The 13334-nt window shown below is 51.3% G+C and carries 7 protein-coding genes; 4 read left to right on the plus strand and 3 right to left on the minus strand.

Going from position 1 to position 13334, the window contains the following annotated elements; all coding sequences use genetic code 11:
- Positions 1-79 precede the first annotated feature (79 nt).
- Positions 80-1405, minus strand: coding sequence for an isochorismate synthase MenF (gene menF / locus LF929_RS14855; RefSeq protein WP_226092610.1), 1326 nt, complete (start codon positions 1403-1405; stop codon positions 80-82).
- A 1099-nt stretch (positions 1406-2504) separates the two neighbouring features.
- On the opposite strand from menF, the gene LF929_RS14860 reads away from it, so the two are divergent.
- From LF929_RS14860 to rcsB, 3 genes are read left to right on the plus strand one after another with little or no spacing between them, the layout of a single operon-like run.
- Positions 2505-2723, plus strand: a complete 219-nt coding sequence (locus LF929_RS14860; protein ID WP_152494847.1) for a hypothetical protein — start codon at positions 2505-2507, stop codon at positions 2721-2723.
- A 4-nt stretch (positions 2724-2727) separates the two neighbouring features.
- Entirely contained in the window at positions 2728-5397 is a 2670-nt protein-coding gene (rcsD, locus tag LF929_RS14865) for a phosphotransferase RcsD (RefSeq protein ID WP_226092611.1), read from the plus strand.
- Between the two features lie 6 nt (positions 5398-5403).
- Positions 5404-6054, plus strand: coding sequence for a response regulator transcription factor RcsB (gene rcsB, locus LF929_RS14870; RefSeq protein ID WP_038903709.1), 651 nt, complete (start codon positions 5404-5406; stop codon positions 6052-6054).
- An 84-nt stretch (positions 6055-6138) separates the two neighbouring features.
- Here the strand turns inward: rcsB and rcsC are convergent, their stop codons facing one another.
- Together rcsC and gyrA are read right to left on the minus strand one after the other, a co-directional pair.
- Positions 6139-9030: a two-component system sensor histidine kinase RcsC gene (gene rcsC, locus LF929_RS14875; protein ID WP_226092612.1), complete on the minus strand. Its 2892-nt coding sequence runs from the start codon at positions 9028-9030 to the stop codon at positions 6139-6141.
- A gap of 124 nt (positions 9031-9154) precedes the next feature.
- Positions 9155-11788 carry a DNA topoisomerase (ATP-hydrolyzing) subunit A gene (gene gyrA, locus LF929_RS14880; protein ID WP_038903708.1) on the minus strand — a complete coding sequence of 878 codons (2634 nt, stop codon included), beginning with the start codon at positions 11786-11788 and terminating at the stop codon, positions 9155-9157.
- Positions 11789-12042: 254 nt separating this feature from the next.
- Here gyrA and ubiG point away from each other — a divergent pair, with 254 nt between their 5' ends.
- Positions 12043-12801: a bifunctional 2-polyprenyl-6-hydroxyphenol methylase/3-demethylubiquinol 3-O-methyltransferase UbiG gene (ubiG, locus tag LF929_RS14885; RefSeq protein ID WP_226092613.1), complete on the plus strand. Its 759-nt coding sequence runs from the start codon at positions 12043-12045 to the stop codon at positions 12799-12801.
- Positions 12802-13334: the final 533 nt, after the last annotated feature.

Here is a 13334-nt window from a genome sequence, read left to right on the forward strand (position 1 = left end):
GTTGCGGGTTGTGGCAATAATTATATTTTTTTTCATCCGGCCAACTTTGATATAAGCCAGTAACAGGCAATAAATCGCGCTATGAAATAGCCTCATCCAGCAACGATTTTAACCCGGCAGCCTTATTCTCCAGCTCCTGCCATTCTTGCTCAGGATCAGATCCCGCCACGATTCCCGCGCCAGCGTACAGCGTCAGTTGACTCTCAGCCACACTGGCCGAACGCAACGCCACGCTGAATTCAGACTGCTGGCGCGACAAATACCCTGCCGAACCGGCATACCAGCCTCGCTGAAACGGCTCATGTTGAGCCAGAAACGTTCGTGCTACAGCACGCGGTAACCCAGCCACAGCGGCGGTCGGTTGCAGTAAATACAAACACTCGCTATCCCTGCTACTGCGCAGCGTCGCCTGAATTGTCCGCCGTAAATGTTGCACCTTGCGTAAACGCACAATCTCTGGCGGCATCACATCCAGTGTCAATGCGACCTGATGCAACCGCTGGCAGATATCGTCCACCACCAACATATTTTCACACTGGTTTTTGACATCGTTCATCAGCCAGTCTGCCAATTCGGCGGCTTTTTCATCGTTCTGGTGGCTGGCTACCGTTCCAGCCAGCGCCTCGGTTTCCAGACGGGTATGCCGTCGGCGATAGAGACGCTCAGGGCTGGATCCAAGAAAGGCCTGATGCGGTGCAAATGCCAGCATAAAATGGTAGCAGTGGTGATTAACGGCACGACTGGCCGCCATTAATGTTGTTGCCCGCAAAGGCTTATCAAGCGATAAAACCGTCGCTCGTGCAGGCACGACTTTTTCCATTTTACCAGCAGCGATATCCGCCAGAGCCTGATGCAATAACGCAATCCACTGCTGGCGATCCGGACAATGCTGGGTGGCTTCGATGCGGGAATGCAGTTGCGGCAAGGGGTGATGAGCTTGTAGCTGACGCAGAAAGTCTTGTGCGTCACGAGCCTCGGCGCGCAGCGATAGATCGCTGAATAAATTCACCCGCAAACGAAGACGCCGTCCTTGCCGTAATAAGGCGATACGCGGCAGGAACAGAAATGAAGACGTGTTGGCTCCTGATGGGCGCTGTTCAAAGGCGTTCAACCCCCACAAGCGCACGCTGTCATCCACATCATCACGTTGCAGAAATGCCTCGGCGTGCGCGATATCCTCAAACACACGCACCTGACCACACACCGCCGCTTCTTCATCATCCTGCCGGTGCTGCCAGTAAAACTGCGGATAAATAGGTTGCGAGGCCAGCCACGCCAGCAATTGCGAACTGTCCTGCAATGACATGGTCAGCGTAATCGCATGAAAACCTGCCTGCTCCGGCAAGGGTTCGTTGAGTGCCTGATGCATCTGGCGCAGCAGGTCGGAGAATTGCAGCACATTCACCCCATAGCCTAACTGAAAGTAGGGAATTATACGGGCCTATCCCCACAAAAAAAAAGTCATTAGCTTGATATCTACCCCGTAATAACCCGCATATTCACCCATTATTTCTGCATTGAGCTCACGGTCTGGCAAGATGCGCTAAACACATCCGATGTGAAGGACGTATCTATAAGCTGCCTAAACGTATTGTATAACCAGCCTGCCTGCGATTTCCGTTTGCCTACCGACATATTAGCCACACAATCGCCTAAAATGTTTTCTCAATAATTCTGCGTCAATAACGCAAATTGCCACAAAATGAAATACCTCTATTACCCTTATAAAAAAAGGGATTATTGTGTTTTTCTTCATCCTGACTGTTTATACCCGTCATACTTCAAGTTGCAGGTGTGTTGGCTGCGTTCATTCACCCGAATCACTTACCTGAGTAAGCTCATCGGGATTCACTCACTTGCCGCCTTCCTGCAACTCGAATTATTTGGGGTATATGCCTTTTTTCTATTTATTCCTGCGATAAATCAATCGATAAAAGCGCTGATCGTTCGTCTGGCATATAAAAATGGGGAGTATTTATTTTACCTGTAGCGGCTCGCGTGAATACCGCAAGCAGCACTAAGCGCCTTATCGCTTAAAAACGTATGGTATAAATCACTACCGCACAAAATGAAAAACAATCCGGTGCAGTTAGCATTAAGTGACAAATTTCTTATTACTGACGGCTCTAGAATTTCGTTGCTATCATCAAATTCCACTCCGTTTTATCATAAATTACCTTCTCCTTGCCGGGTTTTTCCCGGCATTTTTTATCTGTACCCAAAATAATTCGAGTTGCGGGAAGGCGGCAATCGAGCGAATCCCCAGGAGCTTACACAAGTAAGTGACTGGGGTGAGTGAGGGCAGCCAACGCACCTGCAACTTGAAGTATGAAGGGTATATACATGCAGTGTAGAATTCGTGGCATATTTTCTGCTGAGCGACACATCCGTCGCCATACTCTCTCTGTGGTCGTAACACTTCCCCTTTCGATAAAACGCCACAATTGTGGTAAAAATACCCTTCTGTCAGGTTCAGCGACGATAGTTATTTAGCAATGGATACAATGTTAGGTTCCCTTTTAGGTGCTTTCGCGCGTACTCAGTTGCCGCGATTGGGTGATAACGCGGCACGCATCGCCATACCGGCAGCCAGTTTTATTACCGGTCGTTTTATCGCCAGAAAAGCATTCGCAGCGCAGAAGCTGCCAGCACCAGGCCTCGTCCTGCCACGACTGACAGATAGCGTCAGCCCTTCTCTTTTTGTCTGTTCATCAGGAGCCTGATGTCATGCCTGCGGTTATCGTGCGTTTTTTTCTGCTGTTTATCCTGTTGTTGCTGCTGATGACCGGCACCTATAGCTATAACTATGTTACTAGCTGGATGACGGAGAAAAAATCTACCCTGACAGACATTGCGGAAGGCATGCAAAAGCGTATTGACGCCTATCGCTTTTTTACCGACCAGATTTACAAAAACCTCATCAATGACGCCAGCGCGCCGACTCCTCCTAACGTCAATCTGATTACGCTGATGCCGAACGTGTTTTATGTCGAGAAAAGTGGTCATAAAACCGACGCATTGGTATTCGGCCCCTATGACAAGAGCACCCTCGGCACCATGCAACGGATGTCGCAATATCTGGATGTATTATGGGGCGCGAAGACGAATATCTACTCGATGTACTACCTCAACGGGCAGGACAATAGCCTGACGATGATATCCACCCAGCCGCTGAAAGATATCTCGTCACAATTCCGTGGTAGTTATTTGTCATCAATGGTGGAGTCACGCAAAGCCGAGATGCTACAGCAGGCGAATACGCTGGATGAACGTGAAAGCTTTTCCCCTTTGCGTAAGCTGCGTTTTTACAACGATTACTATTTTACGCTGCGTACTACCTTCAATCAGCCCGGACATCTGGCGACTGTCATTGCATTTGATTTATCAATCAATGATTTAATTCCGCACGCGCTATCTCAAGACAGCTTCATCCTTCGCCAGCAGACACCACCGGTCAACGCCGACGCCAGCGCTGATACCGACATTCCTACCGACATTCGTCGCCAGGGTTCTCTGCTGGAAATCTCCGCCCAGTTAATGAACGCGCCGATTAAGCTGGTGTATGCCATTCCGTTGAGCCGACTGGTGGCGGATATGCTACGCAATAATATCTGGCTGATTGCGATCAATCTGGCGTTACTGTTTATCTCACTGGCGTGGTTTTATGCGTTACGACGCTACTATGCCCGCCCCAAAGATGACCTGTCACATCACCTGCAAGAACAGCAGCGGATGTACAGTGAAATTGTCAGCCGTATCCCGATAGGCGTACTGTTTTACGATTTCAGCAACAATAAAGTGATGGTGGCAAACGCACTGGCCGAAAGGCTGTATCCTCACCTTAGCCTGAAGAAAATATCCACGCTGGCAGAAGAACATCAGGGGGTCATCCAGGCTACCGTGGATAATGAAATGTACGAAGTCCGCGTTTTTCACAGCCAGCACACGCCTTCACTGTGCCTGTTCCTGTTACGCGAACAGGATCAGGAAATACTGATTACCAAAAAGCTGCAGTTGGCACAGCGGGAGTTCGACAAGAATGTGTCGGTTCGAAAACGCCTGTTCCGCAACCTGAGTCAGGAGTTCCGACAACCGTTGTCCGCCGTACACCAATTGGCGCTGGCATTACGTCACATCGACACGCCGTCGGAACAGCAGAAAGCGCTCCAGACACTGATAGCCGAAACCAGCAGTGCTATCCGCCTGATGGAAAACATCGCCCTGCAGGCACGGCTGGAAACCGCAGAATGGCACATGGTGCATGGTTCGTTTTCACCGCTGACGTTATTCGACGATTTGATTCTGGAACTGCTGCCGCGTATCCAGCAAAAAGGTCTGAAGCTGTTCAATCACTACAAACTGGATCCACGCCAGACCTATCTGGGCGACAGCGAATTGCTGAAGAAAACCCTGTCGTTATTGTTGGATTACTCCATCACCAATACCGATTACGGCAAAATTACCCTATCGTGCGAGCTGTCAACCCATGCGGCTGATCAGTTGCTGATCCGAATCAGCGACACCGGCACGGATATCTCCGGCATGGAGCGAGATAATCTGGTGCATCCGTTCGCCACAACCCCACTTTCTGATCGCTTCCGCCACAATTCCGGATTAACCCTATTTTTATGCAATCAACTGTGCAACAAACTGGGCGGTCAACTGCAAATCAATAGTCGGCCAGGGCTTGGCACCCAGTATGTACTGACATTGAAAATGCAGCCGGAACCATTGCCTGCGCAGGAAGATGAGAAATTATTGGACGATATCACACTGCTTCTGAATATCACCTCGGACGAAGTGCGTACCATTGTGAGCCGTATGGCAGGCAATTGGGGCGCAGATGTCGTGGTTTATGACGAGCGGCTGGTGAATCAGGATGCAGATATCACGATTACCGATGACCCCAACCGGGTGAACAGCGATACGTTACTGGTCACCAGTGACGATACGCAGTTGATACCGCTGGGACACCGCCGTCTGCGTACCAACTACAACGTCAGCCAACTGCTGCAGGATGGTCTGCTGAAACTGATCGAACAGCAACTGGAGACAGGCAACGATGATGGCCTGTCTGAAGAACAGGATGATATCGGCTTCTATGTCCGTCAGTTACACAACAGTGACTACTATTCCTTGTTTGTTGATACAGTACCGGAGGACATAAAGAGACTATATACTGAAGCCCAAAATGGCGATTTTTTGTCACTCGCGCAAACCGCACACCGCCTGAAGGGTGTCTTTGCCATGTTGAATCTTCATCCCGGCAAGCAGTTATGTGAAGCGCTGGAAAAGCTTATTACCACCCAGGATCGTGCGCAGATAGAAGACCATCTTCAGCAGATAAACAGTTTTGTCACAGCACTGTTGCAGCCTGGTGGCCAACAATACGAGTAAAAAACAATGAGCAATCTAAACGTAATTATCGCAGACGACCATCCTATTGTTTTGTTCGGCATTAAAAAATCGCTGGAGCAAATCGAATGGATTAACGTCGTGGGTGAATTCGAAGACTCGACAGCCCTGATTAATAATCTTCCCAAACTGGACGCAAGCGTCCTGATCACCGATTTATCCATGCCTGGCGATAAGTACGGTGATGGCATTACCTTAATTAAATATATCAAGCGCCACTTTCCTCATCTGTCCATCATCGTACTGACCATGAACAACAACCCGGCTATTCTCAGTGCCGTTTTGGAATTAGACATTGAAGGGATAGTGTTGAAGCAAGGGGCACCGACTGACCTGCCCAAGGCACTGGCCGCGTTACAGAAAGGCAAAAAATTCACGCCGGAAAGCGTCAGCAAGGTGCTGGAAAAAATCAGCGCCAGCGGCTATGGCGATAAACGCCTGTCGCCGAAAGAAAGTGAAGTGTTGCGTCTGTTTGCCGAAGGCTTCCTGGTGACTGAAATCGCCAGAAAGCTCAACCGCAGCATTAAGACTATCAGCAGCCAGAAGAAATCGGCCATGACCAAACTGGGCGTGGACAACGATATTGCGTTGTTAAACTACCTCTCCTCCGTCGGCGTATCGCCGTCTGACAAAGAGTAATCATCTTGTCGGCAAACAGGCTTGTTTGCCGACCCCTTCTTTCCTTGTGACTTTGTGACGGGATCGTCAAAGACCGCGTGACAGTTATACCGTATTCCCCTGCCTGACCAGATTACTGTAATACGACAGTGACTGTTGCAATGTATCCAGCGTCACCGGTTTAGACAGGCAATTATCCATCCCGGCCTGCAGACAGCGTTGCCGCTCTTCGGCTAACGCGTTAGCCGTTACACCAATCACCGGCAGTGTCTGCCCCATTTCACGCAACCGCTGGGTGAAACGGTAGCCGTCCATATTCGGCATGTTGACATCAGTAAGAACGATGTCTACCGGGTTTTTCGCCAGCACATCCAACGCATCCAACCCGTCATTGGCCGTAATCACCTGATACCCGAGCGAACCGAGCTGGTCAGCCAGCAAACGACGGTTAATCGGATGATCATCCACCACCAGCAGGCGAATATCGCCATTTTCAGTACGACTGTAACTGACCGTCGACAGGGAAGTCGTTGCCGTCGACAGCGCTTCTTCGCCCCGATAAATACGCTGCAACAGCGTCGGCAGTTCATGTAATACGGCGGTACTGTAGAGCCAGTACCCAGACCGGATCTCCTGAGCAGAGCCAGCATGCGTTCCACTGATTTCGACACAGGCGTGCGCATTCGATTCAACCGCTGGTGGATTGTCTACTATCATGATGTCATCGTGGTTTACCGTGAGCCCCTCTTCGTAGCGCTGAACGTCCAGAGCGCAGGACTGGAGTAACTCCAGCAGATAGCGCTCCATCAACGCATTACGAATCTGTAGCCAGCAGGTTTTTCCCTGCACATCCGGTAATTCGACGGTCTGCGGATAGCTCGCACGGTAAAGCGGAATACGAATGCCGAATTCGCTGCCCAGCCCCGGTTCGGATTCAATCGTAATGTCGCCATCCATCAGGCTGACCAGTTTTTCACAAATCGCCAGCCCCAACCCGGTTCCCTGAAAATGGCGCTGCACACCGGTTCCAGCCTGGAAGAACGGGTCAAACAACTTCATCACCGCACGGGTATCGATTCCCATCCCGGTATCCCGTACTTTAAACACCAGATACCCTTCATCGCTGCACACCACCTGAAACACGATACAACCGGTATCGGTGAACTTGATGGCATTACTGAGCAGATTACTCAACACCTGTTGTAGCCGCACCGCATCCCCCATTAATCGTAACGGAACGTCAGGGGCGATATAGCAATACAATTCAAGGCGCTTTTTCACCACCAGCGGCAGATAGTTACTCACGATGTGATTGATCATCTCACGCGGTGCAAACTCGCTGGGCTCAATCTTCAACTGTTCCGATTCAATCTTTGAGAAATCAAGGATATCGCTGATGATCTTCAGCAGTAGCGATGAAGAGTTTTGCATTGCCTCCACCAGCCGGTTGGCATCCGAGGGCAGCGATTTAGTCTGCAGCAAGTCCAGGTTACCGATAATCCCATACAACGGCGTGCGTAGTTCATGGCTGACTGTCGCCAAAAACATGGATTTGGACTGGCTGGCCTGCTCGGCGGCATTCGCCATCTCCTGCAATGACTCTTCCATTCGCACCCGGGCGCTGACGTCAAGCAAGACACAAATGGCCACATTCTCGTTGCGATAGCGTGAGTGTACGAAACTGATTTGCAAATGGTGATTGCGCCCGGTCACCACATCCAGCGATTTGGACTGCTGCTCGCAAATGATACGAATAATGCGTACCCGGTCCTCATACGTCAGGAGACTGAGATAATTGTGCGCCAGCTCATTACTGAGGATATTGGTGCCGTCGCTAATCCTTAAAATACAAATCCCGACGGGTGCCGAGGCCACGATTTTACGGTTAAATTGCTCATTTTCTTCCAGTTGGGACGCGTTACGCTCTGCTGGCAAAAAGATCTTACGTTCAAAAAGACGCGTCAATAAAAACAAGCAAATAGCCGAGATCAGGTTCAACAACGCAATATTGATCATCAGCGTATTGAGCGACATCAGCAACACTTCCAACGGCAGTGAATACACCACCGCCATTGATGTCGGCGGTAACGCCTTTTTCATCAACAGTGCGCTATACCCTTCGCTATAGCCAAAGTAATTGTTCGAGTCGGGATAGTGGCCAGGAATATTACTGCCAGACTGGTTATTGGTCAGTTGCAATAAGACGCGGTCATTCTGGTCTAACAATCTGACGCTAAACGGCAGGTCGCCATTGAGCATGAAATCATCCAGCCTGATGGTCTGCTCGATCCCCATCATGGTGACCAGATGATTATCGACATACACTGGCGTCAGCGCGTACAGATACCCCACTTCCGGCGTCGGCCCTGGCGTCACCCAAAACAGGCTCTCTTCGCGGCGATTACCGGTCAGGTTGGACTTCTGGTTCTGTAACCGCTCCTGCACACTTTTCAACAGGCTATCGCTATCCAGCGATTGATTGCGGATACTAAAATCAACGAGACATTGCTGGCTGCCATCAACAAAAAAGATACGGTTAAGGTCATAAACCGACGAAAAGTCATCATGCCATTGATCAAAGAAACCGCTCAGTGACTGCAACTGAGCGGGATTCTTTGCATACTGCTCGGCGCAGTTAAACGTGGGTGATAACGGGTAAAGAGAAAACGGCGTCTTTTTGGCCGCTGACAGACGCTCACGGGATAACGTCGGGGTACTAAAGCGGTTGGCGGCGATATACCGCAATTCACGTGCCACATCCGTGGTATGGCGGATATACCCCAGCGACTGTTCAAAATTGAGTGAGAAAATCTGGCGCAGGTGCGATTCCCGTTGATTCAGTTCTTTGTTCACGTAAAAAACTGAAATCAGTGCGCCAAGAATCCACAGCGTGGTCGCCAGCACCCGGAACATATACCGGGAGACTTTGAGGGTAGTCTGAAAAGAAGCGATAACTTTCAAAGGGATACCGTAGAGGTTGTCAGCACGGGAAAACACGGTCAGAACCAGCCGATACAGTACCGATCCTGCATAAAAAAAGCCAGCGCATCAGGCGCTGGCTCTTGCGGGGTTACCGGCAGGACAATTTACCTGCAGGACTATTTACCTGCACGACAAAGCATTACTCATCGTCTGCGGGGATATCATCATCGCTGTCCGGCTCGTCGATATCCTCTTGCGGTAGTTCACCGTCAACCGGCACTACGCTATCGAGTTCATCGTCTTCCACCGGCTCAGCCACACGCTGCAGACCGACCACGCGTTCTTCCTCAGCGGTACGGATCAAGGTGACCCCCTGAGTATTACGGCCAACAATGCTGACCTCGGATACGCGGGTGCGCACCAGCGTACCAGCATCGGTGATCATCATGATCTGATCGGCGGTATCAACCTGCACCGCACCGACCACTTTACCGTTACGCTCGCTGACCTTGATGGAAATAACGCCCTTAGTAGCGCGCGATTTCACCGGGTACTCGGTCACGGCGGTACGCTTACCGAAGCCGTTCTGCGTCACGGTCAGAATATCGCCTTCACCGCGTGGAACAATCAGCGACACGACGCGATCGTCATCCTGCAGATTGATGCCTCGCACCCCGGTCGCGGTACGTCCCATCGTGCGCACTGCGGACTCAGAGAAACGTACCACCTTGCCTTCGGCGGAGAACAACATCACTTCGTTGCTGCCGTCGGTCAGATCGACGCCAATCAGCTCATCACCGTCATTCAGATTGACCGCGATAATACCCGCGCTACGCGGACGACTGAACTCAGTCAGTGCGGTCTTCTTGACCGTACCGCTGGCCGTCGCCATGAACACATTCATCCCTTCTTCGTACTCACGTACCGGCAGAATGGCGGTAATACGTTCATCCTGTTCCAACGGCAACAGGTTAATAATCGGACGACCACGCGCACCGCGGCTGGCTTCCGGCAACTGATAGACCTTCAGCCAATAGAGGCGACCACGGCTGGAGAAACACAGGATAGTATCGTGAGTATTCGCCACCAACAGACGGTCAATAAAGTCCTCTTCTTTGATGCGAGCGGCAGATTTACCCTTACCACCACGACGCTGGGCTTCATAATCCGTCAACGGCTGATACTTGACGTAACCCTGATGCGACAAGGTCACCACCACGTTCTCTTGGGAGATCAGGTCTTCAATGTTGATGTCAGCGCTGTTGTGGGTGATCTCGGTGCGGCGCGCATCATTATACTGCTCGCGAATCGCCACCAACTCCTCACGGATAACTTCCATCAGGCGCTCAGGGCTACGCAGGATAAACAGCAACTCGGCTATTTGCGTCAGCAGCTCTTTGTATTCATCCAGCAGTTTTTCATGTTCCAGACCGGTCAGTTTCTGCAAACGCAGATCCAGAATCGCCTGAGCCTGCTGTTCGGTCAGGTGATATTTGCCGTCATGGATACCGAATTCCGGCTCCAGCCATTCCGGACGCGCGGCGTCATCACCGGCACGTTCCAGCATCGCGGCCACGCTGCCCAGTTCCCACGCCTGAGCCACCAACGCAGTTTTTGCATCAGCCGGGGTCGAGGCATGACGAATCAGTTCGATAATGGGGTCGATATTAACCAGCGCAATCGCCAGACCTTCCAGGATGTGGGCGCGTTCACGCGCTTTGCGCAGCTCGAAAATGGTACGGCGCGTCACCACTTCACGGCGGTGACGAACAAACGCCGCCAGAATGTCCTTCAGGGTCATCAGCTTCGGCTGTCCCTGATGCAACGCCACCATGTTGATGCCGAACGACACCTGCATCTGGGTCTGGGAATACAGGTGGTTGAGCACCACCTCGCCCACGGCATCACGTTTGATCTCAATGACGATACGCATGCCGTCCTTGTCGGACTCATCACGCAACGCGCTGATACCGTCGATGCGCTTGTCTTTTACCAGTTCGGCTATCTTTTCAATCAAACGTGCTTTGTTCACCTGATAAGGGATTTCATGCACGATGATGGTTTCGCGACCGGTCTTGGCATCCGCTTCGACTTCGGCGCGCGCGCGGATATACACCTTGCCACGGCCAGTACGGTAGGCTTCTTCAATACCGCGTTTGCCGTTGATGATAGCGGCAGTCGGGAAGTCCGGCCCTGGGATGTGAGCCATCAGCCCTTCAACGCTAATGTTCTCATCATCGATATAGGCCAGGCAGCCGTTAATCACTTCAGACAGGTTATGGGGCGGAATGTTGGTCGCCATCCCCACCGCAATCCCGGAAGAGCCGTTAACCAGCAGGTTGGGGATACGAGTGGGCATCACGTCCGGGATCTGTTCTGTGCCGTCATAGTTGGGCACAAAATCCACGGTTTCTTTGTCCAGATCGGAAAGCAGTTCGTGGGCAATCTTCGACATGCGCACTTCGGTATAACGCATCGCCGCGGCGGAGTCGCCGTCGATGGAACCGAAGTTACCCTGCCCGTCTACCAGCATGTAGCGTAACGAGAACGGCTGGGCCATACGCACAATGGTGTCGTAAACCGCGCTATCACCATGTGGGTGATATTTACCGATAACGTCCCCGACCACACGGGCCGATTTTTTATAAGGCTTGTTCCAGTCGTTACCCAGCACACTCATCGCGTACAGCACGCGGCGGTGTACCGGCTTAAGACCATCGCGAACGTCCGGTAACGCACGCCCGACGATGACGGACATGGCGTAATCCAGATATGAACTTTTCAGCTCTTCCTCGATGTTGACCGGTGTAATTTCTCTGGCTAGGTCGCTCATGGAGCCGCTATCCCTCTATTCACATCTACCCGATTTTAAAAGGTGGAAAATGATATCATAAACCGGGGTTTCAGGGGAAACTTCGCGCCGGTTTGCTGGCGCTTCTTTACCAGATGCAACGCATTTCATTGCCGCGGTGTTACCCTCATCACAAGACGCCGCGAGTTATCAAACCTGTGCGAGCGACTACACCCCGCGCCTTTCGCTCGTTATACTCGGCCCCAGTCAATATTGATGAAAGGTGATCACGCACCATGAATACAGACACCACGAACCCCGCAGAAGCCGATGTTCTGAAATCCTCGGCCACAACACCGAATGTTGACCTTGATGAAATCGCCAAATTTGAGGCTGTCGCCTCGCGCTGGTGGGATCTGGAAGGGGAATTTAAACCGCTGCACCGTATTAACCCGCTGCGCCTGAACTACATCATCGAACGTGCCGACGGCATTTTCGGCAAACAGGTACTGGATGTGGGCTGTGGCGGCGGTATTCTGGCCGAAAGCATGGCACGAGAAGGTGCCCGTGTGACCGGCCTGGATATGGGGGCAGACCCCTTGCAGGTCGCCCGGCTGCACGCGCTGGAAAGCGGCATTGAGGTCAGTTACGTGCAAGAAACGGTGGAAGCGCACGCCGACGCCCATACCGGTGCTTATGACGTCGTCACCTGTATGGAGATGCTCGAACATGTGCCGGACCCACGATCCGTGGTGCTGGCTTGCGCCAGACTGGTGAAACCCGGCGGTCACGTCTTTTTTTCTACCATCAACCGCAACGCCAAAGCCTGGCTGATGCTGATTGTCGGCGCCGAATACCTGACCAACATGGTGCCGCGCGGCACACATGACATCAAAAAATTCATCCGTCCGGCAGAACTGCTGACCTGGGTAGACCAGACGCCGCTACAGGAACGTCACATGACCGGGTTGCACTATAACCCGTTACTAGACCGTTTCCGGCTTGGCGCGAATGTCGACGTCAATTATATGATTCATACCGCGCACGCAGACTGATCACACAGAGCAGTCAGGCGTAACCGTTAGCGGTATATGTCCTTGTTAATGGTATATGTTTTTATTAACGGTATATCGCTTTCATGACGCAAGCCGGTGGTCACTCCACCGGCTTTTTTATCAATGGAGAATAAGTTTCCCGACATAAATTGCGCCCTATCAACAATTGGGCAACAGATCAAACTCAGATTATTCCTAACAACTTGTCTGAAACACGGTTTTAGCCATAACGCGAGTGCGGCAACAGGACAAGAAACCGGCGGTTGATCAATTTTTTTATTTTTTATCCCCTGCGGTTGACAAAATAAGGAAGCCGCACAGTGGCTGGGATTTAGCGCGCTTGTAACATTTATTCCCTATGTTATCCACAAGAGAGCCCCATTTTGCTCACTTGCAATACGCCACTTTTCACATTATCTTGTTATCAAAAGCTGGCCCACCCCCTATATATAGTGTTTACTTCTGACAGAAAACACTATTTTTTTGTTTGCGTTTTTTGTAAATGAAGCTGCGGGGGGGGCCGATAAAAACAA

This window comes from Dickeya oryzae (genome assembly GCF_020406815.2).
Taxonomy (GTDB): Bacteria; Pseudomonadota; Gammaproteobacteria; order Enterobacterales; family Enterobacteriaceae; genus Dickeya; species Dickeya oryzae.

What these genes read in the sequence shown, in the direction of transcription:
- LF929_RS14860 (WP_152494847.1), top strand. Translation starts at nt 2,505, where the DNA reads ATGTTAGGTTCCCTTTTAGGTGCTTTCGCGCGTACTCAGTTGCCGCGA.
- rcsD (WP_226092611.1), top strand. Translation starts at nt 2,728, where the DNA reads ATGCCTGCGGTTATCGTGCGTTTTTTTCTGCTGTTTATCCTGTTGTTG.
- rcsB (WP_038903709.1), top strand. Translation starts at nt 5,404, where the DNA reads ATGAGCAATCTAAACGTAATTATCGCAGACGACCATCCTATTGTTTTG.
- gyrA (WP_038903708.1), bottom strand. Translation starts at nt 11,788, where the DNA reads ATGAGCGACCTAGCCAGAGAAATTACACCGGTCAACATCGAGGAAGAG.
- ubiG (WP_226092613.1), top strand. Translation starts at nt 12,043, where the DNA reads ATGAATACAGACACCACGAACCCCGCAGAAGCCGATGTTCTGAAATCC.